Source organism: Modicisalibacter luteus DSM 23508, assembly GCF_000378505.1.
Lineage (GTDB): Bacteria > Pseudomonadota > Gammaproteobacteria > Pseudomonadales > Halomonadaceae > Modicisalibacter > Modicisalibacter luteus.
In genome coordinates, this window is sequence record NZ_KB899993.1 from 275,680 (window position 1) to 299,398 (window position 23,719).

The 23,719-nt window shown below is 55.4% G+C and carries 19 protein-coding genes and 8 pseudogenes; 12 read left to right on the top strand and 15 right to left on the bottom strand.

Features of this window, described 5'->3' with window-relative positions; translation table 11 throughout:
* Positions 1-10: 10 nt before the first annotated feature.
* The 3 genes from F568_RS22570 to F568_RS0109655 all read left to right on the top strand — a co-directional run bounded on the left by F568_RS22570 (position 11) and on the right by F568_RS0109655 (position 4,345).
* A complete protein-coding gene (locus F568_RS22570) occupies positions 11-403 on the top strand; it encodes a response regulator (protein ID WP_019018516.1) in 393 nt (130 codons plus the stop codon).
* Positions 400-2,196: a putative bifunctional diguanylate cyclase/phosphodiesterase gene (locus F568_RS22575; RefSeq protein WP_019018517.1), complete on the top strand. Its 1,797-nt coding sequence runs from the start codon at positions 400-402 to the stop codon at positions 2,194-2,196. The genes F568_RS22570 and F568_RS22575 overlap by 4 nt, the downstream gene beginning before the upstream one ends.
* Positions 2,197-2,620: 424 nt before the next feature.
* Positions 2,621-4,345: a PilZ domain-containing protein gene (locus F568_RS0109655; protein WP_026300451.1), complete on the top strand. Its 1,725-nt coding sequence runs from the start codon at positions 2,621-2,623 to the stop codon at positions 4,343-4,345.
* A gap of 441 nt (positions 4,346-4,786) precedes the next feature.
* Here F568_RS0109655 and F568_RS26325 read toward each other — a convergent pair.
* Positions 4,787-4,894, bottom strand: a pseudogene (locus F568_RS26325) (IS110 family transposase); the annotation flags it as partial.
* 449 nt (positions 4,895-5,343) lie between these two features.
* Here F568_RS26325 and F568_RS0109665 point away from each other — a divergent pair.
* Complete coding sequence (locus F568_RS0109665; RefSeq protein WP_019018520.1) at positions 5,344-5,652, top strand: hypothetical protein; 309 nt, start codon at positions 5,344-5,346, stop codon at positions 5,650-5,652.
* A 251-nt stretch (positions 5,653-5,903) separates the two neighbouring features.
* Here the strand turns inward: F568_RS0109665 and F568_RS26225 are convergent, their stop codons facing one another.
* The 5 genes from F568_RS26225 to flhD form a co-directional block, all read right to left on the bottom strand.
* Positions 5,904-6,269 (bottom strand): hypothetical protein, encoded by a 366-nt coding sequence (locus F568_RS26225; protein WP_308428063.1) that lies wholly within the window; start codon positions 6,267-6,269, stop codon positions 5,904-5,906.
* Positions 6,256-6,765, bottom strand: a complete 510-nt coding sequence (locus F568_RS26230) for a hypothetical protein (RefSeq protein ID WP_308428064.1) — start codon at positions 6,763-6,765, stop codon at positions 6,256-6,258. Before F568_RS26230 ends, F568_RS26225 begins: the two co-directional genes overlap by 14 nt.
* 120 nt (positions 6,766-6,885) lie before the next feature.
* Positions 6,886-7,170 carry a DUF1294 domain-containing protein gene (locus F568_RS26330; protein ID WP_026300452.1) on the bottom strand — a complete coding sequence of 95 codons (285 nt, stop codon included), beginning with the start codon at positions 7,168-7,170 and terminating at the stop codon, positions 6,886-6,888.
* A 660-nt stretch (positions 7,171-7,830) separates the two neighbouring features.
* Complete coding sequence (gene flhC / locus F568_RS0109685) at positions 7,831-8,421, bottom strand: flagellar transcriptional regulator FlhC (protein WP_019018523.1); 591 nt, start codon at positions 8,419-8,421, stop codon at positions 7,831-7,833.
* Positions 8,422-8,427: 6 nt separating this feature from the next.
* Positions 8,428-8,754: a flagellar transcriptional regulator FlhD gene (flhD, locus tag F568_RS0109690; RefSeq protein WP_019018524.1), complete on the bottom strand. Its 327-nt coding sequence runs from the start codon at positions 8,752-8,754 to the stop codon at positions 8,428-8,430.
* Between the two features lie 546 nt (positions 8,755-9,300).
* On the opposite strand from flhD, the pseudogene F568_RS22590 reads away from it, so the two are divergent.
* Positions 9,301-10,316, top strand: a pseudogene (locus tag F568_RS22590) (IS30 family transposase).
* 368 nt (positions 10,317-10,684) lie between these two features.
* Here the strand turns inward: F568_RS22590 and F568_RS26335 are convergent.
* Together F568_RS26335 and F568_RS24330 are read right to left on the bottom strand one after the other, a co-directional pair.
* Positions 10,685-10,930 carry a hypothetical protein gene (locus F568_RS26335; RefSeq protein ID WP_019018526.1) on the bottom strand — a complete coding sequence of 82 codons (246 nt, stop codon included), beginning with the start codon at positions 10,928-10,930 and terminating at the stop codon, positions 10,685-10,687.
* Positions 10,931-10,961: 31 nt separating this feature from the next.
* Positions 10,962-11,456: a tripartite tricarboxylate transporter permease gene (locus F568_RS24330; protein ID WP_169338667.1), complete on the bottom strand. Its 495-nt coding sequence runs from the start codon at positions 11,454-11,456 to the stop codon at positions 10,962-10,964.
* Between the two features lie 97 nt (positions 11,457-11,553).
* On the opposite strand from F568_RS24330, the gene F568_RS24925 reads away from it, so the two are divergent.
* Positions 11,554-12,162, top strand: a complete 609-nt coding sequence (locus F568_RS24925) for a YidH family protein (RefSeq protein WP_019018528.1) — start codon at positions 11,554-11,556, stop codon at positions 12,160-12,162.
* A 162-nt stretch (positions 12,163-12,324) separates the two neighbouring features.
* On the opposite strand, the gene F568_RS25265 is transcribed toward F568_RS24925, so the two are convergent.
* From F568_RS25265 to F568_RS22605, 5 genes and pseudogenes are all read right to left on the bottom strand, one after another.
* Positions 12,325-12,465 (bottom strand): transposase, encoded by a 141-nt coding sequence (locus F568_RS25265; protein WP_169338668.1) that lies wholly within the window; start codon positions 12,463-12,465, stop codon positions 12,325-12,327.
* Positions 12,466-13,106: 641 nt separating this feature from the next.
* The gene (locus F568_RS0109725; protein ID WP_051087949.1) at positions 13,107-13,799 is read right to left on the bottom strand and encodes an RES family NAD+ phosphorylase; all 693 of its coding nucleotides are present in this window, start codon (positions 13,797-13,799) and stop codon (positions 13,107-13,109) included.
* Positions 13,793-14,194 carry an antitoxin Xre/MbcA/ParS toxin-binding domain-containing protein gene (locus F568_RS0109730; RefSeq protein WP_019018532.1) on the bottom strand — a complete coding sequence of 134 codons (402 nt, stop codon included), beginning with the start codon at positions 14,192-14,194 and terminating at the stop codon, positions 13,793-13,795. Before F568_RS0109730 ends, F568_RS0109725 begins: the two co-directional genes overlap by 7 nt.
* 767 nt (positions 14,195-14,961) lie before the next feature.
* Positions 14,962-15,965, bottom strand: a pseudogene (locus F568_RS24355) (IS5 family transposase).
* A 52-nt stretch (positions 15,966-16,017) separates the two neighbouring features.
* Positions 16,018-16,791, bottom strand: a pseudogene (locus F568_RS22605) (IS110 family RNA-guided transposase); the annotation flags it as partial.
* 178 nt (positions 16,792-16,969) lie between these two features.
* Here F568_RS22605 and F568_RS25405 point away from each other — a divergent pair.
* On the top strand, positions 16,970-17,524 hold the full coding sequence (locus F568_RS25405) for an alpha/beta fold hydrolase (protein ID WP_268247065.1): 555 nt from the start codon (positions 16,970-16,972) through the stop codon (positions 17,522-17,524).
* 409 nt (positions 17,525-17,933) lie between these two features.
* Positions 17,934-18,291: pseudogene (locus tag F568_RS26505) on the top strand (helix-turn-helix domain-containing protein); the annotation flags it as partial.
* Between the two features lie 20 nt (positions 18,292-18,311).
* Here the strand turns inward: F568_RS26505 and F568_RS26340 are convergent.
* Positions 18,312-18,611 (bottom strand): annotated as a pseudogene (locus F568_RS26340) (DNA methyltransferase); the annotation flags it as partial.
* Between the two features lie 196 nt (positions 18,612-18,807).
* Here F568_RS26340 and F568_RS0109765 point away from each other — a divergent pair.
* From F568_RS0109765 to F568_RS26345, 3 genes and pseudogenes are all read left to right on the top strand, one after another.
* Positions 18,808-19,050 carry a FitA-like ribbon-helix-helix domain-containing protein gene (locus F568_RS0109765; protein ID WP_019018539.1) on the top strand — a complete coding sequence of 81 codons (243 nt, stop codon included), beginning with the start codon at positions 18,808-18,810 and terminating at the stop codon, positions 19,048-19,050.
* Positions 19,047-19,319, top strand: a complete 273-nt coding sequence (locus F568_RS22620; RefSeq protein WP_019018540.1) for a PIN domain-containing protein — start codon at positions 19,047-19,049, stop codon at positions 19,317-19,319. The genes F568_RS0109765 and F568_RS22620 overlap by 4 nt, the downstream gene beginning before the upstream one ends.
* Positions 19,320-19,406: 87 nt before the next feature.
* A pseudogene (locus F568_RS26345) lies at positions 19,407-19,484 on the top strand (helix-turn-helix domain-containing protein); the annotation flags it as partial.
* A 248-nt stretch (positions 19,485-19,732) separates the two neighbouring features.
* Here F568_RS26345 and F568_RS25710 read toward each other — a convergent pair.
* A pseudogene (locus F568_RS25710) lies at positions 19,733-20,207 on the bottom strand (transposase family protein); the annotation flags it as partial.
* A 1,587-nt stretch (positions 20,208-21,794) separates the two neighbouring features.
* Between F568_RS25710 and F568_RS26075 the strand changes: the two are divergent.
* Positions 21,795-23,486 (top strand): methyl-accepting chemotaxis protein, encoded by a 1,692-nt coding sequence (locus tag F568_RS26075; protein WP_019018544.1) that lies wholly within the window; start codon positions 21,795-21,797, stop codon positions 23,484-23,486.
* Positions 23,487-23,719 lie beyond the last annotated feature (233 nt).

Here is a 23,719-nt window from a genome sequence, read left to right on the forward strand (position 1 = left end):
AGCGGGAACGATGGCAACCGTCCTACTGGTGATGAAACGGCCGGGCAATGCACGTGTGATGGCAGATGCCCTGAAGGCGATCGGTTATACCGCGATCAGTGCGTCGAACCATGAGGCCCTGACGGCGGCGATGTCTCAATCTGGTGACCACCGCATCGCGCTCGTGGACATTTCAGGCTTTGGCCCGGCTGACTGGCGGATGTGTCAGACCCTGAATAGCCATGAGGTGCGCTTTATCGTGCTCTGCACAGCGCAGGAAACCCGCCAGGGAGGGCAGGCGCTACGCTACGGTGCGGCCAGTTTTCTACAGAAGCCGGTGAAAAAGCCCATGCTCCTGGGGTTACTTTCGGATCTGGCCGGTGAGACCCCAGCGATGCAGTCAGTCGGGAACGGACATCCATGAAAACAAGCAGCAGCAATCAAGCGGTCTTCTGGCGCGGCATAGCGGAGGAAGACAGCAACCCAGTATCATCCGTCGCTCATCGGGAGCGGATCCTGGTGCTGGTGGGGGCCAGTGGCAACCGCAAACAGCTGATAGAACACTTGAAACCGCGTTATCACGTGCTCATCCCTGACGAGACTGGCGCTGTAGACGATATCGGGCAAGGCAGCCCAACAGAGGCTTCGTTCGACCTTGCCATCCTAGACCCAGCGGGCGCGGTACGCTGGCGTCAGGTACTCGCTGAAGCGAGAAGCCATGCGCAACCCGTCTTCCTGCCAGCCATGTTGATTGCCTCACGCAAAGACCTTTCCCGGGCATTGCAGGCCTGTGACTCGCTCATCGATGAGTTCCTGCTCACCCCGATCGACCCGAGTGAGCTGACACAGCGGGTTGACATGCTGCTACGAGCGAGACGCCAGGCACTCACCCAGAGCACACGACTTGCCTATCTCACCAGTCATGATCAGGGATCAGGATTGCCCAACAAGACGCTATTCCTGGATCGCTTGAGCCAGGCCATCCAGGATGGGACGGTGCTGGGGCGGCAAGTATACGCCATGGCCATCCACATTCCCCTAACGCCGGTTTTAAAATCCCTGGGCAATCGGGCATTGGAAGAGGCGGGTCTCGTTTGTAGCGAGCGCCTCAAGGCCCTCCTGGGCGACAACTATTCCTTGGCGCGGCTCTCTGTCGACGAGTGGGCACTGATGCTGCGTGCCGGTGCCTCCACCAGCGATGCACTTGAGGTGTTTCAAACCATTCAACAGCTTACAGCCACCCCCCTCGATGTCAGGGGGGAGCGCGTGCATATCACCCCCGCCGTGGGCATTGCCGTTTACCCTGACGACGCCGCAAACGCCGCTTCCTTGCTGGACTGCGCGGGCGCGGCCCTGGCCCGCACTGAACGGATGCAGCATCCGACATTTTATTCGCCTACTGTGCAGCGCCAGGCGCTGGCACAGATACGAACCGAGGCAGGGCTACACGCAGCCCTCGCACTGGACCAGTTCGAACTGTGGTTCCAGCCAAAGGTGAATTTGAAGGACCGATCATTGACCAGCGTGGAGGCGCTAATTCGGTGGCGCCTGCCGAGCGGTGACCTGGTGCCGCCAAATAAGTTTATTCCGATAGCCGAGGGCAACGGCCTGATCACCCTGATTGACCGGTGGGTGCTCGCGAAAGCCTGCGAGTCCATGCGGACTTGGCAGACCCAAGGCGGCCCAGCCCGGGTGGCGGTCAACATTTCTGCCCAGCATCTGGAGCAGGATGATTTCGTCACGACCGTCGAGCAGACCCTGTCACATTTCAGCATCTCCCCGGCGGCCCTTGAGCTCGAGCTCACCGAAACCGCCCTGGCAGACCTGAACCAGGAAAATATTGATAAACTTCGAGCACTGCGAAACATGGGAGTGGGCATTGCGCTTGACGATTTCGGTACCGGCTACTGCTCACTGAGCTACATTCATCGATTGCCCATTACCACGCTCAAGATCGACAAGTGCTTTATCGACAATATCGTCACCGAAAGTGCGGATGCAGCGGTCACCCAGACCATCGTGTCGCTGGCCAAAAATTTTCATCTCAAGCTGGTCGCCGAGGGCATCGAGACCGAAGAGCAATGCCAATGCCTGGTTAGCCTCGAGGTTGAAACAGGACAGGGCTATCTATTTGCTCGCCCCATGCCTTTCGCTGAACTGCAGCAATGGGTAGGGGATGAGTTTGCTCAGATTGACGTAAAAAGCATCAGTCATTAACCATGGAAGCAGGACGGGGGCAACTAGCCGCATTAGCGCAGAGATTAACGCGCTCACCACCGGAGCCTCCGAGCCCATGAGAGTAGGCGATGGCCTGCTTAACGCTGGATGACTCTTTCTGGGCCGCAGCGTTCGGGCAATTACTATTTGGCGTGGCGTCGAGACGCTAGGCACTTTACGCAGGGCCTTTTTGGTCGGCACGTCGGAGGCCCACGCTTGCCAGTATGCCAGAACTATTCTCCCGCTTTGGCTGAAGATTCGTTAAACCTTCAACCAGGGACACCAAACAGTGCAGTTGACATCAGCTCTGGTTGCAGTGACATTGCATTGACAGCAACCAGCGTAAGAGCCTGGCTTTCCTTCATAATAAGAATATATGAAGACAGAGCCGAACAACGTGGTATTTGTTTTAAGCGAGACGGCCATGCCATTCAGTGAAAAAGAAAATCATTCAGCGCAGATGATCCAAGCTGTATTGGGCTCTGAGCATGAGGTAACTATCTACTCAAAGGCGGTGCCTTACTCAATCGAGGCACAAGTTGTGCGGGTGGATGTAGGTACTGGCAACTTATTGCTACAAGTTTTTACCGACGAACGAGACATCTATAGCTACCTCACTGATGGAATGGTTTCTTTTGATATCGAAATCAGAAAAGAGGGTGATGAGACAGAAATATTAAATTTTGAGAAAGTGAAATCGCAGGTCATGAGAAAGGACAGGAACCTTTATGAGCTAGATTGTCAGTTACCCCACTCGGTGTTCATTTACGAAAGTCGAGGCGGTGTTAGGGTTCCATTTATCTTGGGCATGCAGGCCCGTGTCAATATCGAAGTCTATGAAAACGAACTGACGCTAAAGGGAACGCTTCGCAATCTTTCGGTAGGCGGCTGCATGGTCGATATTTCTATCGAGGACAGTGCAGTGCTAACCGTTGGGCAGGACATAGCAGGGATAACTGTCAATTTTCCCAGCGGAGAAAAGTTTTTTACTAAGGGAGAAATACGCCATATCCGCCCATTCGGAAATTCGTGGCATGCGGCTGTGGGCATCCATTTTAGTGGTATGGATGAAAACAGTGAGAAAGATTTGTCCTACTACGTCACCGAATCCGAGCGTGAAGCGGCTGGTCGTGCAGGAATAAGAACACTGGGGGACGGTACGTCAAAGCTGTTCATTGCTGGTGATAAAGAAAAAAAACTACTCATTCGCGAGAAAACGGAGCGAGAGGAGGCATCTAAGCTGCCCCCAATGGTGCGGGGTGTTAGGGAAGTAGCTCACCAGCTGCAGGTAATGCTGATGTTCATGAAAAACAGGAGCATTTTCCCTCAGGACACCTTGTATGATTGTGCAGATACCCTGCTTTTCCTCGTAGGGAAAGACCGAAAGCAACTTCTTTATGCGCTTTCCTACTTGAGGGGGGAGTCTGAATGGGTACGGCATGCCGTTCAGGTAGCTGCCTCCTTGGCAGATTTCCTAATGTTCGAGGCGCCTCACTCCAACACGACCCGCGAAGCTATTGCAGGGGCGCTGCTGCATACCATGGGCAAACCCCTGATCTTAAGTAGAGAAGTTCCGTCACTGAAAGTTAATATGACTCCCTACCAGAAAGAGATACTGAAAGGGCACGTTCAGGCTCTTGCGGAAAAGCTCGAATCGCTGGGTTGGCAGCCCAGCGACATCTGCAGGGATATCCTATTGAATAGTAATGAACGCCTGGATGGGAGTGGCTACCCAGCCGGTAAAATGGCAGCAATGCTCTCCGAAAACGCTAAGTTAGTGTCGCTGATTAAAATCGTGAATAAGCTGACCAACCCGCGTAATGAAGCAGCACCCAGAACACCGATCGATGCGTATCGATGGGTAAACGAGCACGCCGATCAATATGACAAAACGTTGCTCGTTGAATATATTCAACTGTACGGATTATATCCCATTGGCACCTTGGCGAAATTTTCACAAGGTTTTCTTGCCTGGATCGTGGATATCGATGCCAAAGGCATGCCGAACATGGTACATGTTGTCAAGAATCTCGCGTTTCCCGACACGACTAGCGATACCATTTTAACCTCTGCAGATTTCTCACAAATAGGAAAGCTGGAAGGTATTGTTAATCCTATCGATTATGGGATTCCTAATCCAAAGCCTTAAAGCCATGCAAGCTTGAAAGCAGCTTCAGCCATTCCTAGCTTCAAGGAATGGCCGTATCTTTCCGGCCAGAGGGGAGCTTGCATGGCTGTGCTGAGAGAAGTGTTTGCGCAAACACTATTGGGCCGCTCGAGCCGTGGCCTGTGAGTCTGTTCACCGCAGCCAGCATTGTCGTGGCTGCTCCCGTTTCAAGGGCCCTGCTGTTGGGCCTTGACACGTACAGATTAACAACGATGGCTACCAGGATGTCATGGGCAAGAAGCACCCGGCGGGGTTGGGCCAGCCAACTCGTATTTTTATTGCTCTCCGTCCCTGTGCTGCCTCCTGCTGTGTGAAGCGAAGGCCTTAATCTATCTTCCGGCCTCTTACAGCTACCAGAGGGCGAGGGAAGTCGAGCTGGCAACTGCGGCTTGAGCACGTATCCACGCTGACTTGACCAGAACAGTAGGGCTTCACGAACTGAGCCGCCATCAGCTTGACCTGATAGCCACGGACCTGAAGTTCACGCGCCCAGTAGTGGGAGGTGGCACAGGCTTCCATGCCGATTTCAGCACCCGCCGGGACTCGCTTGACGATGGCATGCAACCACTTGTCCCGTGAGTATTTACCACGCCACTGAGGCTGGTCATGGCAGTCTACGCCATACACATGGAAGACAGATTTTGCGATATCGACACCGACCCGGGTAATGTTCATGGGAAGCGCTCCTCAGCATCGGATAGGGCTACCGCCCCGTCACCTGTCAGTGTGGCGCAATAGCGCCGATGTAGGTGGGGCGGGGTGGGGCGGACTCTATCCCATTGGTGAGCCGAGAAGGGTACCGGCGCTGGCCCTCCTGCCTCTGTCGTGTGGTCCAAAGTGCTGCGGTTATTCTATGAATCCAAGTGTTAACGAATTGCACTCATAATGCCCAAGGCTTTCCAACTAAGGATGCGTCTGCGGGGAACGCTGCAACGCGTGCCTATGTTTCGTCAGACCATCTTCCCCTGGAGCTTGAGCAAGTGGCGGAAGCGGCCGGGTTCGAGGTGACGAAGAGAAAGATCAGTCTGCAGGTGCCCGTGACCCAGCCGGCCGCAGCTAAGGCAGGATCGGATGCGTTCTGCCGCATGCTCAACGATTGGGCTTCTGGCAATTTGGCCCCTGCAAGGGAGTACGCTGATTGGCTCCAGTCAATGCGTGGTTGCAGCCTGATTCCCTTGCCTTTGGCTTCCCATCACCGTGAACGATCGGAGCCGGTGCAACAGCTGATTCGAAAATCATTGAAGGGACAGGCTAAGTTTCAGGATTTTGCGCAAATTGCGCTCGGGTAGAGATGCCTTTTCGTCAGCCCCTTCAAACGCGCTGCTTGAAGAGCTTGGATTAAGGTCGGCCCCCGGCAAGGTAGAGAATTTAGTGGCAGCGGACAGGCGTAAGGTGCTGCGCTGGATGTGCCGAGGGCTTCCGGAGGGTTTGGCACTAATCAAAGTAGCGGTGGATAACGAGCTCACCGAGCGGGCGCGTTAAAAGGCAAAGCGTGAGCAGGCATCGGAATAGCAGCCACGAGCCATGCAATCGACAAAGCTCAAGCTGCTATCGTCTTGTAGCGATAGATGCGTAACGACGGCAGGAAGGGATCGTGCTTGAGGCGCTCATCGCTGCGCACTTTGCGGGTACGTCCTTTGGGCGGAAACGGCGGTGGCTGATTGTAATGAGGAAGCTTGCCGTCTTTGCTGGGAATGAACAGGGGCAGTGCGAGGTTCATGGCCCGACGTACCCGGCCGTCAGGCAAAGGTTCCTCATAAAAGAGGTTGGCCCGCATGAGCGGCGCCTGGAGCTGTACCTGGACCAGCTTTTCGCTGGAGGGCAGGCCAGCCAAGGCTCGTAGCTGTATTTGGATATGCGGCTGATCAGCGCCAAGACCGACAAGCATCTGCTCAGCTTCGCTCACGCTGACACGCCGGATGGACCGGCCAGGCCAGGCGGGTTCGCTGCACACTCTGTTCGGCCGTCGGGATATGCCGCCAGCATTGCTTCAGGTGCAGCCGAGCCAGGCCCGACCCCTTCAGATGCTTGTGCAGATAAGGGTGGCGGAGCGGCAGTGAAGCCTTGAGGTTAGCGATCATCCGCTGGTCTTCACTCTTGATAGCAGCGATCCGGTCAGCAAAGACCTCTTTTGCCGCATTCACACGGCTTACAGCCTGCATGACCGGTTCTAGCCCGGCGACAAGGCCCACATACGGGCGAGTAGCCCTGCCGTCCTGACCGTCCTCATACCAGAAATCGAGCAGGGCAGAGGCCAGCCAGGCGACATCAGGATGTGGGGAGCCCATGGCCCAAGCATCGCCAGGATGGGCTCGGTAGATCTCAACAAGCTCACGAGACGCATCAACCACCTGGTCAAAGGCGTCCTCGATGTCATGTAGCAATTTGTACTGGTGATCCATCGGGTATACCCAGCAAACTGTATGTAATAACAGTATAGGAAAGTACGACTATCCCGCCACTTATTCTCAGGATTTTTGAAAAAATTATGTCGCGAAAACTTGTGATGTTCCGATGTGACATCAAGGTGGAAAATATCGCGATAGGTAAAGGGTAAGGACGATCAGGGTGGCCAGGATAGTGACCGTGATAAACGCCAGTTTTTGCCCAAAACCAGCCTTGCGCGTCTTGTGTCTAAACACATGCCGACCAAGGTAGCTCCCAGGCCAGCCCCCGAGTAAAGAAACCGTAAATAGCTTGCGCTCCGCCGTGCGGTATTCGCCACGTCTGGCCGCCCCTTTGTCCCACCAGAACATGATGAAAGCAGTGACGCTGAGGCACGCATACCAGAGCATTATAAACGTCATTTAGTGATCAGGAATATGCTTGGATGGCTAGGAGAGGTGGCACACGGAGCGTTGTGAATGCGAGACCCAACCCGCAATCGCGTGCTGTTGCTTCTCGCTACAGGCTGCGAAACGAGAGAACTGCTCGTTGACTACCCTTAGCTCATCGTACCGACCATACGAGTCCCGATAATAGAGGCGGCGCCGGCCAATGCCTCCCAGTATATGGCTCACGCGTCGAACCACATTATCGGCGTCATTTGTGACCGAACGACCACCGCCATCGAGGTCAGCAATCACTATAAACATATCCGTTTCCATCAACACATGAAAGCTAGCTTCAATCTTCACGTGTATCTCACATATCTCAAGTTTCGTATGGCATTGATATCGACGGCTGGCCTCCAATATACACTGCTACATAGACAATAATTTAAGAAACGGGGCGCTGAGGCGCTACCCGCGAGGCCCTGAATGCCAGTGTTATGGCGGTCGTTGGTGACCGTCCGCCATGGATCGAGAGGAATAATATCGAAACCGATTCCTGTATGGCAGGCAAAAAAAACGGGCCGCAAAGGGCCCAAGGTACGCAAATAGCTGAAGGGTACTGATAGCCAGAAAAGACTAGTGATCGTCCCGTGCCTGGGTTTAAAGAAGCCTTTTCTCAGGAAAGGGCTTCTTTTAGGCCTGGCGAGCCTGCAACATTAGCATCACTTCCTCATCCCCAGCAATGCGCCCAGCTTCGAGTGCCTCACGGCGCCTGCGGGTCTTTCCGGCACGCGACGGGGGCTGACAGATGCCACAGACAAAGTCGTGTGATGGCGTGTGCGCATGGGCCACAAACTGGCCGCTACAACTGATACATTTGTTGAGCTCGAGCATGCCGCTTTCGAAGAAACGTACCAAGGTCCAGGCACGCGTCAATCCAAGCACCGGTTCGGCGCCTTCAAGCGCCAACTGCTCCAGATAGAGTCGAAACGCCCTGACGAATGCGCCCATGCGGTTACACCCGTGATCTTCCACCAGCCGTTCATAGATATTGAAGAACAGCGAGGAATGAATGTTCGGCTGCCAGGTGACAAACCAGTCGGTGGAGAACGGCAGCATGCCCTTGGGGGGCGACATGCCGCGGACTTCCTTATACAGCTTGATAAGGCGTGCGCGGCTCAAATCGGTTTCGGTCTCAAGAACCTGCAGCCTAGCACCGAGTTCAATCAACTCGATGGCCATCTGGACCTGCTGCATTTCACTGACCAGACTCTTTTCGGCCATGTCGGCTTACCCTGCCTGAACGTGAGAGCGAGTCGGTACTGAGGCCATGAGTAACGCGGCATGCGTCTGACCCAGCCCCTGCTCACGAGGATCAGTGGTCAGTCTCAAGAGCTGCTCGGGAGCATCAAAGCACAGGCGGCACAGCAACTGATTGGTCCGGGATAGCTGGCCCAGCTGCTTGACGGAAAGCGAAGCCAGCATGTCAGCCATAGGCTCGCTGATCTTGAGCCGGAACATGGCGGTGACGCGATCCTCATTAATGAGACGCTGTACTAGCAATAAATACGAGAAATTAATGTCCTGAATGTCATTCAGGAGGCTATCAGTCAGCATGTTGTCATTCTCTGCATTTGCGTAATCTATGGCCTCGGGCCATTTGGTTTTAAGAAGCTGTCTCCAAGAGACGACACTCGTGCTTCGTTGTGTCCCTATTGTGAGACATATTTATGATTCGTTGCAACACTTTACGCAGCGGAAATGATTAATATTCTAATAAATTTGACGGAACGCAAGTTATTCAGGCTATCCTACTGATTCGCTTATTATTTTTTCTTTGCGCCAGCTAGACAATGGGGAGTCAATCAACAACAGCCACCTTCAACCTTGGGCTCAACCCATAATGCAACGTTCGCAACTCACAATCGTGTGTCTCTGTAAGGCGACTATTAAGCCTGCGCTCGGGCCCGTACGCTACAACCTGCGATGAATGCTTTTGCAAGAGGCTAGAGGATTAGATCCCGATTATGTGCCGGTGCTCGTCGCTTAGTGGGAGATCCGCAACTGGATGGCGAGATTTAAAATTTTTCATATAGTCGAGATCAAAAAAGGACAGTCTCAATGACCAAGTGCAACACCTGACCCATCAGGTACCGTGTTGCCATGACTCACTACCGCCACCTCACCGCTGAAGACCGAGCTGTCATCATGATGATGCGAGCCACCCATTCGATCCGGGCCATCGCCAGTCATAGGGCCGTGCGCCGAGCACGGTGTCGCGAGAACTCGCTCGTCATACTGTCAGTTTCGCCACAGGCTATGATGCCAGCCTGGCGGGCTATCGGGCACGGCTGGCACGTCATCGGCCTCGTCGGCGCCCCAGGTTACATCCCGACGGGGGGCTATTCGAGCTGCTGGCCTATCTGCTGCGCAAGTACTGGTCTCCTCAGCAAATAGCCCGCACACTGAAGGGCATGTTTCCTGACGATACTCAGCGCCAGGCCTCTCACGAGGCCATCTACAATGCGCTCTATGTGATGCCCCGCGGCAGCCTCAAGAAAGCGCTTATCGCTTGCCTGAGGCAGGGCAATGGCAAGCGCCGACCCCGCAGCCGTGGCAAGGATCGACGCGGCCAGATTCCTGATCTGGTCAGCATCCACCTGCGACCGCCCGAGATCGAGCACCGCCTGATGCCCGGCCACTGGGAGGGGGAACTGATCATGGGCGCCAACAACCGATCCGCCGTCGGCACGCTGGTGGAGCGCACCACCCGGTTGGTGCTCCTGGCGAAGCTGGACGGCACTACCGCCACGGCCGCTGCTACCGGGTTCAGCGACAAGCTGAATGAGGTACCGCGTTCCCTGCGTCTCTCCATGACCTACGATCAGGGCAGAGAGATGGTGAAGCACGCCGAAATTACCCAGCGGACCGGCACTGCGATCTATTTTGCAGACCCGCACAGCCCGTGGCAGCGCGGCTCCAACGAGAATACCAACGGCCTACTACGGCAGTACCTGCCGAAGGGGACTGATCTCTCGGTATACAGCCAGGATGAACTCGATGCGATTGCTGATTCGCTGAACACACGGCCACGCAAGACATTGGATTGGCGGACGCCGCTGGAGGTTTACGCGGACGTGCTCAAGAAATCAGTCGCTGGATCGGACACACTTCAATAGTGTTGCGCTTGGAAATAGAGACCGCCCTTCCGTGCGCCGAGGGCCGGTGGTGGCCATCAGGGCAATCATCAATCCATCCCGGTGAGAGCGGGCATCATCCTTGGCATCGTCAGCCATGGAGGCGAGAGGGAGGTACAGCGATGCGAGTCACATAAAAGTGGGGCGCCCATGGCGGCGCGCTCCTCGGCACAGAATCGTTTGACCAAGTTGGTTAAGGTAGCTTTCGGTATGTTTTTAGGCGTTCGCTAGATTTGCTGCTTGGTGATCAGATTGAGGCACGCGTCTAGTCAAGATCATGCGGTCCCATATCCGGCGTGGGTCTGTGCCTTATGATGGCGGTGTACGCCAGCGGTTGCCGATCCGCTCTTCTAACTTTTCGCCTCCTTCCGTCGCGTTCGGTTGAAAATAGACCATAATAGAAGCCCGACCGCCGCAACGGCGAATAGAAGGCTAAACGGGGTGGTGACAAATATAGCAGGATCTCCACCTGAAATCCGCATCGATTGACGCAAGTATACTTCAGCCATCGGTCCTAGGATAAAGGCAACAAGAAGTGCCGCCGGGCTGAACCCCACCCTTTCCATGAAGAAACCGACGACGCCAAAGATGACCATGATTTTTACATCGGAAATACTCTGCTCGGTACTATAAGCGCCGATGCCGCAAAGGATAAGGGATGATGGGAAGCAGATAGCGTCTTGGCACTCTAACTACCGCTTGAACGAGGATAAGAAGTGGCAGAGATACGAGCAGCAAAACAATATCTGAGATTAGTAGAAGTATAAAAAGGGCATAGGCTATCTCCGGATTTTTCGCCATTAGCATCGGTCCAGGAGTTAGGCCGTGAACTATGAAAGCATCCATGATCACCGCTACTGATAATGATTCTGGGATACCCAGCGTCACCATAGGAATAAGTGCCGCTCCGCAGACGGCGTTATTGGCCGCCTCGGGAGCTGCTACACCTTTGAGTTCACCCTTGCCGAACTGACTCGAATCCCGAGAGGACAGCCTGGCATGATCATAACCCATGAATGCGGCCGTGATGCTGCCCACACCCGGCAGCGCACCGCACAGAGAGCCGATGAGACTGCTACGAAAGATTACGCCGAGGGGTTGAACAAAGGCAACGATGCGCAAGCGCAGGGGATCGCCTGAAACTCTCCCATGAAGAGCTACCCTGAAAAAGCAAGGACGCTTGATGAACGGACCAAATAACAGTAAGGAACGGGACGACATGGCACAGAACAAGGCAACCGATACTTTCAAAGAAGCTACCGAGATGGCACAGCTAGCCTCTGATCGTACCGTCCTGGCCAGTGAACGCACTTATGCGTCGTGGCTGCGTACCGGCTGTGCCGCCCTGATCGCCGGGCTGGCAGTCATGCGCTTCATGGCTGATGTACTCAACGATTGGGAGACTCAGGTCATCACATTTCTGCTAGTCACGTTCAGTATTTTTTGCTTCGTGATTGCCACTTGGCGGCTACGACAACTGCAGAAATATCTGCCGCGCTCGGAAATTCCCCATCTGCCGTTTTCGATGAGTGCCGGCATGAGTGCCATGCTTACGCTAGCATCGCTGTTCGCCCTGTTTGCTCTCTGGCAGATGAATGGTCATTCTGGGCAAGTGAACAACAGTAAGCAGGCTTCGATGCGTCCAGGGTGGATCGATATATCCACAGACTTGGCGACAAGGCATGACCGTGGTGTTTCGAAGGGTTGCTTGAACGGTTCGATGTGGCCACCGAAACCGAACGCATGGTCGACAGCAGGCGTTCGGCATAGTTGTTCTCTTGGCGCAATCGGAAGTGTGCGAACAGGGCACTGGCCAATATCGGAGTAAGGGCGCCTTGATCGTCCGCTTCCGTCTCGTCGATCCTCCAGTTATGGCCAAGGGAGCTCATCGGCAATCTGATAAAAGATGCCCTCTACCGTCATCCTCAGACCAGGCTTGCGGTAGATAGCCCGTTGAACCAGAATTTTCTCCAGCTTCGACCAAGGCTCGTCACTGAGCATCAATCAGGGCATTGCAGGCTCGCAGATAGCCAGCCAGCATGACCATGGCGTGGTAGCTTTTTGCCAGCTTGCCATAGCGAGTACAGAGCCGCCGCTTTTCCTTCATCCAGCCAAACAGATGCTCTATCACATATACATGTAGCCATCTTCCCGGAGATTCAGGTGAAGGCGTGACAGGATGCGTTCGAATGTGCCGTCATTTCGCCACTGCCAAAGCATGGTTGACAGTTTTCCACGGCCGAAGCGGACGGGTAGATCCCGCTATTTGGCACCGGAGCAGAGGATCCAGAAGATGCCGTTGAGCATCTGCCGATCATCGCGCCGTGGACGTCCACGCCCAGCGGGTTTGTCAGGCGAAACGATATCTTCAATCATGCCCAACCCTGATCGGGAATTTCGTAACGTCCTGCCATGACGGCACCTCCAAGCCTGATGGAGGAAAGGCTAGCAAGACGTCATTTTTTAGATAAAGCATAGTGTACTTGAGCCAATCTGCACCCGGTCTCACTGCCTCCGATATCACATCCTGCCGCGCAGAGTACCTTCCGGTCAGCGTTATGCTGACATTGGCGTTGCTGAATCCTTAAAATCGGTCTGAGTTAGGGGGCGGTTGTGCTGAATGTGGGGATTCCCAATGGCTCTGCAGCAGTTTATGGTTGGCCGCCCCGTCTGCCGCAGGATTAATCACGGCCTATTGAGGTAATGGCCCCGAATCAGATCGACTCGGGGCGAGACGAGCGAAACAAGCGCCAGCCAATTACTCGGTTCTTGTCACGGTGAGGACAACCGATTGACACTGGTTATCGTGCCGCTCCATACCATTTCGTAGTGGGCAGTCTGGATAATCGAACTCACTGGCTTGGGTGACATTAGCGCCCAGCACATGGCACCGGGATGGCGTACGGAGTGGTAACGCAGTCCCGGCAGGTTGCGTTCTCTCACGGCATGGCCCAATGCCCGGGACGCGGCGTAATTGTCTGGGGCATAGATGGGATCCGTGTGGGAAAGCGCGATACCATCGACCATGCCGCCTTCGTCAAAAGTGCAAGTCAGCCCCCGGAAAACGAAACGCTCGTAGCTGAGATCGGGCACGTTGCGCCAGTAGGCGTCCTGGTGATGCCGGACCTCGGCAATCGCCGTTTCTATCGTGTCCGCAATGTAGAGCACGCCATACTGTCCATCGCCAAATCGCGAGCCATCGGGGTTCACGTGAGTGAAAGGGGCTGTGGCATAGGAGCAGCCCGGAATGCCGAAGGGGATGTCCTTCTGTTCGATCAGCGCCAGGTTCCCGACTTCGGTCTGGAGCCGGGGGTTAGTCAACGCCTGTAGCTCGTAGAGGTCGTCGAACTCGCTGGCGCTGGCCACGTCATCGAACACACTGACCGGCGGGAACTTCGAATTGATCAGACGATGCCCTTCACGAAGTGCGCTAGGCAACACGGAAAGGGCATCCAGGCTTACCACTGAGCACCCCGCAGGCTATCGATGCGCTTGAACACTTCATAGAGGGGCAGGATACCGCCTTGGCTAATGAGTTCCAGCGGGGCCTTCCCCTCGAAATACGCGTTGTGGTTGGGCATGGCCATGAAACCGTACAGGTTCTCGGGATTATCGAACACTATACGCAATGCGGCATGCATGTTGAGCACCAGGCTGATACGCGTGAGCTGATCCTCATCGAGGTTGACTTCCCAGCCAGGGTCACTGCGCTTGGCTCGAGCATAGGTGCTGCGTGACACGCGCAGGATGGCAGTGCCTTGTTCGCCGCTAGCACCCCATTTTTCCAGGATACCGACCGCCGCCTTCAGCCCGGTAGCGGCCTTGGCTTTGCTGTTGTCAGGGGCTTCGACCGTGATCATGGCACACTCCAGTAAAGATGTATCTGCAGACTAGATTATAGGCCAAGTGACTCCTTAGACACAGTGCAGGGTTGAAGCAATTGCTGCACTCCCTGTCACCCGCGGTGAGGTTGAGCCGGCCTCGGGAGGATCCATCGCCAATGAGGTAGGCCAGACGAATACTGATTGTGACAGCAATCGGTGGCATCCAGCCCCAAGAAGGTAGGGCGAGAGCATACCCAGTAAGGCGCAGGCGATAACCAGCCATAGCAACCGAGACTTCATGCCTGCCCTCTGGGTGTACGATGCTACGTGCGTATTGGCTCGCTATGTATCTTGCTCATGTGGCCCGCCCGGCTCTTGCCGTTGGGCCGGCAGCGGAAGAGCTGGTACGTGAATTATCCTTTGACCACCAGGTAGCCAAACGGTGGGGGAGGACGATCGACCTGTTTCTGGTACCTTTTCGCGGCATGGCGTGAGCTGCTCGAACAAATGCTCCATACGGTCCCAGCTGAACAGAGACGGCGGGGTGGCTAGGTGCTATTGGCAGAAAAGCATATCTCGTCTTTCGCCCAGCAACACTAGGGAGAAATACCCCCCATCGCCTCGAGCAGCCTCAGGTGCCAGGATGATGTAGCGGAGCCAAAGTTAGGGAATCGCTGAACAATTCGCTTCTCTTCGGCTGGCGCGTTCAACGTGGCCAGATCATCGCCTCAGAGGCTATTGCATGACCACTTCAAGTGGCCTGTTTTCTCTGGCAGCCGGGTCATCCGGCTGCCAAGCCAGATTCAAGACACACCGGCCCCGTCAGCATGGCCCTGGCATCGTCCCGCCAGCACTAGATTGCCGAGGGGGAACAGGGTAAACAGCTGCGCCTGGTTCTTGGCCAGTCCCTTGTAGCGAACCTTCCGGTAGCCGAAGAGGTTCTTGATGACATGAAACGGGGGCTCGACCTTGGCACGGAGGCTGGCTTTGGCCTTCTCGTATGCCAGCAGCAGCGTTCTCATGGGGCTGTCTTCCAACTTCTTGATGGCGCCGCGCTTGGCGGCGACACAGCACCGCGAGTCGGGGGCATCCTTCTCTTCGTCCAGATACTTCCACATGCCGGTGTAGCCAGCCCAGCATCGCCGTATACTCGCTTGTCGTCATCCCGGACCAGGGCGCTTGCCATAGTGATATCGGCGACATTGGCCGAGGTGGCAACAACACTGTGGGTCAGCCCGGTGACCGCATCGACTCCGATATGGGCCTTCATGCCAAAGAAATACTGGTTGCCTTTCCTGGTCTGCTTCATCTCCGGATCACGTTGCTTGGCCTTGTTCTTGGTGGAGGGTGCGGCCGCCACAATGGTGGCATCGACGATGGTGCCCTCGCGCATGAACAGGCCCTGCTCAGCCAGGCTGGCGTTGATTTCCTCGAGAATCCGCTGGGTCAGGGCATGCTTCTCCAGCAGGTGACGGAAGCGCAGCAAAGTGGTGGCGTCCGGCACGCTCTCGACGGCCAAATCGATACCGATGAAGCCACGCATGGCCTGGCTGTCGTAGATGGCGTCTTCGAGCGCTTCATCGGCAAGCGCGTACCACTGCTGCAGGAAGTAGATCCGCAGCATACGCTACAGGCCGGTGGGTGGCCGGCCGCGCTTGCCCGCTGCGTTGGGGAAGTAGGATGGCGACAGCGCGTCGATCAGCCGTTGCCAAGGCACCAAGGCATCCATCTGCGCCAGGAACCGCTCGCGGCGGGTAACCTTCTTCTTGTTCTGGTGCTCTGCCTGGGCGAACGAGAACTGCTTCATCGGATTGCTCTGTCATATCGGGATCATAGGCAGCATCTCGCCGCGTAATGGCCTAGGCGATCCGTGCCGTCTTGTTGGCAAGGGCGATGACTGCCACATTGACATGCTTGCGCTCGGTCAGCTGCCGGAACCAGTGACTCAGGTTGTCCTCCTTGCCTCCCGTGTATCGCACCATCGCCCGAGCGCCATGTACCAGCAACGTGCGCAAGTAACTGTCGCCACGCTTACTGATCCCCAGGAGTCGGTCGCGTCCGCCTGTACTGTGTTGCCGCGGTGTCAGGCCCAGTGAGGCGGCAAAATCACGCCCACGCTTGAAGGCCTGGGCATCACCCAGTGCGCTGGCAGTGATGATGCCGACACCCCGAAGAGTCATCAGGCGTTTCGCCAGCGGGTCAGTGTGAGCATGTCGCTCAATGCTCTCCGTGACCATGTCGATGCGATCGTCCAGGTGCCGCAGATCCTCAGCGAGACCAGCCAGCAGCACGCGAAAGGCATCGGCCAGGCCGTTCTCGGCGTCTTCCAGCCAGCGTGGCAGGGCCGCTCGCAGCTGACCGATGCCAACTGGCGCCACCAGCCCATATTCACCGACCAGTCCGCGAATTTGGTTCGCTTTGGCCGTGCGTTGATGAACCAGTTCTTCCCGAATGCGATGAGCGGCTTGGATGTCTTGTTGAGCCACCGTCTTGATCTTCACGAAGCGCATCCTCGATCGGCTCACGGCCTCACAGATGGCCTCGGCGTCGAGCCGGTCGTTCTTGTTGCTCTTGACGTAGGGCTTCACGAACTGAGCCGCGATCAGCTTGACCTCATAGCCACGGACCTGAAGTTCACGCGCCCAGTTGGGGCAATTGTTATGGCCTTGGCCATCGCAGGCAACTGGCTAGCCAGTCGACGTTCGCTGGACAGGGCAGATAGCAGCCAGTCACAATCTGTGTAATAGTCCCTAGGACTCAGAGCGTCACAGTGTCGCTGCCACCTCGGCCAATGTCGTTGATGTTATACCTGTGCGTACCCGTTACATTGACGTCGGGGAGGGGCAGTGGGGAACAATCCTGCTGATGCACGGCATACCGACCTGGGGCTACCTTTATCACGCCGTTATTCCCTGCCTTGCGGGTGCGGGTTATCGGGTCATAGCTTTAGATTTTCTGGGCCATGGCTGGTCCGATCGTCGCGACCGATTCAACCGGTCTTTTCAAGGCCAGGCGAGGGTGATCATTGGGCTTTTCTCGACGCTGGGACTTGAGCGCGTTGATGTCGTAGGCCATGCAACAGGTGGGGCTGTCGCCCTCATTCTGGCCATCGAGCATTCCGGGATCGTTGGTCGCTTGGCTATCTCAAATTCGGTCTGCTATGACTGGTTCGATGAGATGCTTGACTTGGGCCATCCTGGCTTTACCGTGCTGCCGAAACGATGGCTCGTTGAGCGAACTCATGCCTGGATCGAGAAGGCACGCCGTCTGGTGATGCACCACGACCGACATGTTGAGGTATCAGAGGCCTGGGTCTGGCTAGCAGCGGGACGACAGCTGCTCAACCGGTTAACTCGCCTGGCCTGATAATTTGTAAACACCCTCTTAGCGCGTGCCGCCTGCTTTGTCTTGGGGTGCAGCTTTCAGTGCCGCAGGCGGCCTCAGTCTTCGCTCTACCTTTATCGTCTTTCACTATCAACTTCTTGACCAAGTTGAGTCTGCAAACTCTGATTCACAACAGGCTTTTCGGACTCAGATAAAAACATCACCGACAAGCCAAATAGCAGGCCGGAAATCATCACGACCAACCCGATAAATCTCTTCACGTTATAATCCCTTCCCTAGGTTCTTGGTACGCAACATTGTTGTGAGGATTGCAGGGTTTTACTACTTTTGAATTATACACTTACCTCTTTTTTTAACCATAGACTTACAGGAACACACGGCGGCCTCACTGACCAAGTGCAACATCTGACCCATCAGGTACGGTGTTGCCATGACCCATTGCTACTGCCATCTCACCACTGAAGACCGAGCCGTCATCATAATGATGCGAGCCACGCATTCGATCAGGGCCATCGCCACTCATCTGGGCCGGGCATCAAGTACCGTGTCACGGGAACTCGCTCGCCATACGTTCGCCCCGTCAAGGGCTGGCGGGCTACCGGTATCGCTTGACGCGTCATTGGCCTCGTCTGCGCCCTAGGCTACATCCCGACGGGGAACTGTTCGAGCTGGTGGCCTATTTGCTGCGCAAGTACTGGTCTCATCCGCAAATAGCCCGCACATTGAAGGTCATGTTTCCTGATGGTACTCAGCTCCTGACGCAGGTGAGCGCCATCCTCGAAGGCCTTCAGGTAGACGTACTTATATTTCACGCTACGCCAGAGCCGCTCGACGAAATATTGTCCCGGTAGACGCCCTTTCCATCTATGCTGGTCAGGACGCCATGGGATTCCCGCACCCCGGTGAATGTCCGGATGATGAATTGACAGCCTTGGACCAGGATGAAACGGCGTTGGCCATTATCTTCGGCATTAAGTTTTGCAACAGCATATGCGGTAGTACCGGAGCCCGCAAAAAAGTCGAGAATTATATCTCCTGGCCTTGTAGCGATTCGCAATACTCGATCAACCAAACAAACAGGCTTTGGCGTATCGAAGGCTGTGAGTTCAAAATATAGATTGGGTTTCTTTTCGAGTTTCGCGGTCTAGCCCCTTGTGCATGCTCATGAGTTCCTTATGTCCCAACAGCGAGCACAGGTCTCCCTGCCTTCGAAGCCTCTATTACGAGCCAGCATGATACCTATCGCCCTGTATAGGCGCACCTGAAGGTTTCTGCTAGCATTGACATCATACGGGGAGACTGGCATGGCATCGATCACGATCCGTAATCTGGACGAGGAGTTGAAGACTCAGCTTCGCATGGAAGCGGCTAGGCATGGCCATTCCATGGAAGAGGAGGTCCGCATCATTCTGCGAAGTTCCCTGAACCAGCCTAAAACAAAAGGGCTAGGGACTCGCATACATGAGCGATTCGCAGACGTGGAAGGCATCGAGCTGGAAGTGCCGCCTAGGCCTGATAAGCCTCGTGACCCGGGCTTCGGCGCATGATTATCCTTGATACCAATGTGCTATTCGAGCTGATGCGGCCTGTGCCAGACGCTTGGGTTGTTGACTGGCTGGACAGGCAGGACGCTCTTTCCGTGACAATTTCTGTTATTACGGTCGCTGAAATTCTCTATGGTATCGAACGCCTGCCCGACGGCAGGCGCAAGCGTAATTTCGCGACCATGGCAGCGGCAATGTTCGAGGAAGATTTCTCTGGCCGCATTGTATCGTTCGATAGCGAGGCTGCAGTTCATCACCAAAACAGCGCGTAAAGCATCGCCCACTCGGGCGGTGATATAAGCGCGCACCGCGCAGCGGTGCCTGTTGATAGGGTCACCTACCCCTGATATTTCTCCAGCATGACGAAACGTGCCTACAAAGAACGCTTTTATCCTACGCCAGAGCAGGCCGAGCTTCTGGCGCAGTCGTTCGGATGCGTGCGTTTCGTCTGGAACAATACGTTGGCATACCGCACCGAGGCGTATCAGCAGCGCGGCGAGTCGATATCGCATTCCGCAGCGGAAAAACGGCTGGTGGCCCTCAAAGTCGAGTATCCGTGGCTAAAGGACGTGTCCAGCGTCATCCTGCAGCAGGCGCTGCGGGATCAGAAAGCCGCCTTCGATAACTTCTTCAACTTCCAGATCAAGGCGCGCTATCCGCGCTTCAAGCGCAAGGACGGTCGGCAGTCGATCCGGCTAGGCAGATGCTTGACGTCGACATGGACATCCCGGCTCATAGGCCTTGAAGGGCTTATGGGGTGACTGTTGAGCCGTCTTCTCCTGCTTTTCCAACGCCGCCAGGCTGGGCAGGCCTCGTCGTCTCAAGAGGCGTTGCAGCGCTGAACGTGAGAGGTCGGGGTGAAGAAACTCCTTTGCCACGACCAGCAAGTCATCGACGCTCAGACGCAGGTATTCGCGTAGGGCCACCACGATCTCTTCCTGGACGGAAGACAGCGTCGCGAGCAGGTTGTGTCGCGTGTGGGATCGGTCATGTTGCGAGCTGCGATAATGCCACCGAGCAATGGTAGGACACGAGACATGATAACGCCGAGCCAGCTCGCTATCACTGACCGAGGCGGGTGCCTGCTGGAGCTCCTTGCGGATGCGCGGCGTGGTGGTCGCCGTCTTATGCAGTTGATATCCTTCTCGCTGCTCCTGGATGAATTGAGCAAGAGTTCACGCGCTGCCAGCAGAGGGTAGCTCCTACGGCTAATCTATCATCCGGCCTCTTACAGCTAATGAGGGCTGCAGTATGGTTTCTGAATCTTGACAGGAGCCCTCATGACCGATCTTCCGTTCTCATCGCTCAAGCAGCTCCCACCGGGGACAGGTTGCTCAGGACGTCATCGATGTCCAAGCCGGCGAGCACCAATCGGTGCCTCTGCTGTCTCGTGTTTTGATCATCAATGCGGATCGCTACCGCAAGCCTCGTATACTTGACCTCCTGGGGTTACGTAACGACTACGTGATTGTTTGCGGACAAATCCGCTCGATGCATCAATGGGGCCACTACTCACATCCCGAGGCAACCATCAAATGCCTGGTGTCACCCGAAGGGGAGTCAGCCACCGATACGACGTTGATGTTCCACGCCGGTACCCTGTTGGCAACGAACCCGCGTCTTCGCCACGTACCGTGGCTCATTGTCACGCAGGACCGTACCTTAAAATCGCTCCTTGCATGCTTGCAGCATCGAAAAGTTAGGACCTTGGGCTTATTACCACTGTACGAGGGGGGGCTGAGTGCGTTTCGGCCTATAAGGGAGCGGATGTCTCTGTTGTCGATTCTGAGTTCGAAGCCGAGGTATCACGAGCGGAACGCAGCATACGGCCAGGGTGCCCGCCAACCTAGCTGGGACATGAGCTTGATCGGCTCATCCGTGAGCAGGGCATGTCATATCCAGTCAAAGGGACGACCTTGCGAAAGGCCATTGAAGCTCAGCCGCGCTGCCTATCCAGAAAGTTTCATGAGGCCCTGACAGAATCACTCACACCCGGAAGAACCGTCACCTCTTCGCTACGCAGGTTAGCCCTGCATAACGGCTTTTCTATCAGCAGTACGAAGGTGCTGGCGTTCAATGGATGAAGGGTTGTCAGCTGCCAGACGCAAGCTCACCGTCCCGCATGCGGGACACTCGCAGTATTGCTGCTATACCAGACGTAGCATCCGCCGTTCTCTCGTGACAAGACACCGACCAGATATACCGTTATCATTTTTAAGCTACAAATAAACATGCCAGACCTAGATCCGTAATTTAGGAGAAGGCATATGCTCTTGGGTGCAAGGGCGTTTCGTGGGGTCATCAGTGGCCGAAATGCCTGTCTGGAATACGCAGCCTATGCAGAGACGCTTCACGAAGGGAGCGGCCAAGACGGCTCAGCCAAGGACAACAAAAGCAGGAAACGGTAAAGGTAAACCAGGGCAGGGACGCCCAGCCAAAACCCCAGCATGGATGCTGGGGTTTTGGCTTTTGAGGTACTCCGTTTGGCTACCTTCTCTCCGAGCGTAATCGCGAAGTACGATTGGTGACGGTTTTCGGCCTATCATTGTCAACTATTTATTACGTTCTTGGGTAGATATTGATCTAGGTTAATTAAAGCAGGTTAAAATTTTTTCACGCTAAACATTTGCTTAGCACAAGCCGATATCTTCAATACCTGTCGTAAGCCAGAGAATGCCTGGGTTCGTTGCTGCTCAACGAAGCAGACCCTTTGGTTGCGCAGGCCGATCCCTAGACGAGAAACAGAAATGTACAACGGTATGAAAAATTTGACGGTTAAGGCGGGCTTAACGGCTGTGCTTGCACTGTTCACCACGCTGATTCTGCTCGTAGCAGCGCTTGGCTATCAATCCAGCAAACTGGGTGTCGGTTCGATAGACGAACTGAACCGAATCAATATCCAGCAACTGAACTCACTGAACCGCACCCAGGTAAATATCGCGGATACTCAATTGTTCTTTCTCAATCATCTGGATGCCTTGAATGAAGGGGACAAGGCAGCTGCGGCAACGTATCTGGAGAAAGCAGGCGAGGCGCTGCAGATGGCCCAGCAGCGTTTCGACACTTTCGTAGCTGCCCCCAAAACCGAGCAGGGCAAACCCTTTGCTGATGCAGTTGCGGTGGCTTTCTCCCAACTCATCACGAAAGGGCTGGCTCCACAGCACGAAGCGCTCGGGCGAAATGACGAAAATGCCTACAGAGCAGCAAAGCGAGAGGGGGACAGGCTCAACCTGGCGTATATCAAAGCCAATGAGGCCTTTATCGACTTCGCCAGGACACGTGGCGCAGACCTTCTGTCCGGATACCGTTCGACTATCGATACCTATGCGTACATCGGTGTAGCTGCCTTGCTCCTGGTTGTCCTGAGTGTCGCCATGGTTCGGGTCGGCATGATGCGTGTCGTCATTCGTCCCTTGCAGGAAGCCGTGACACACTTCGAGCGGATTGCCCAAGGGGATCTATCGCGCAGGATCTCTGATCGAGGCCGTAACGAGATCGGCCAGTTGTTTGCTGCCATGAAGCACATGCAGACGGGGTTGTCCCAGACGGTTTCTGTGGTTCGAGACAGTAGCGGCTCTATCCATATCGGCACTCGTGAAATCGCCAGCGGCAATACGGACCTCTCGTCTCGTACCGAGCAGCAAGCCGCCTCACTAGAAGAAACAGCGGCCAGCATGGAACAGTTAACAGCGACGGTTAAGCAGAACGCCGACAATGCGCGTCAGGGCAGTACCCTGGCTAGCGAGGCTTCCGCGACAGCAGAACGCGGTGGGGATGCCGTAGACCAGGTCGTTGTGACCATGCGCGGCATTTCTGAAAGCTCAAGGAAGATTACCGACATCATCGGTGTTATCGATTCGATTGCCTTCCAGACCAATATTCTGGCGCTCAACGCGTCGGTCGAGGCTGCCCGGGCCGGTGAACAAGGCCGAGGATTTGCCGTTGTTGCGACAGAAGTTCGTAACCTGGCAAGCCGCAGCGCTGACGCTGCCAAGGAGATTCGCGCTCTCATCGAGACCTCGGCAAACCAGGTCGAGCAGGGCGCGACTCTGGTGGAGGGTGCAGGCCAGACGATGGATGACATCATGTCATCAGTGAAGCGTGTTGCGGATATCATGGATGAGATCTCGGCAGCTTCCCAGGAGCAGAGCGAAGGCATCGAGCAAGTCAATCAGGCTGTCTCGCAAATGGATGAAGTGACTCAGCAGAATGCGGCACTGGTACAGGAGGCTGCTGCGGCCGCGTCCTCACTCGAGGAGCAGGCGGCCCAGCTTGAGTCGGCAGTCGCAATCTTCCGGCTAGCGGAAGGCGAGACACAGCACACCCGACAGGTGGCGGCCCCGGAGCGGGCGCCTGCACTTCCTTCACGCGTTTCGCAGCCAGTCGTTAGAAAGGCGCCTGCATCCCAGACCGCTGAACTTGAGTGGGAAGAGTTCTGAACTATCCGTATTAGTTAGTTCTTGTTTGGCCCCGGCACTTTGCCGGGGCTATTGTTTTTTTCCAGCACTTTCACTTTGCTGACCCAGGCTATGCCCTTCATGAAAGAGCAGGCTGCCAAGCAACAGCGAATCGAGGAGGCGGTCATCACTTGATAACTCAGGTACTGTGAAGACGAACGACAAGACTAACCATGGTCACGCAGAGATCTAGATATGATTTTAAATATTTTGAC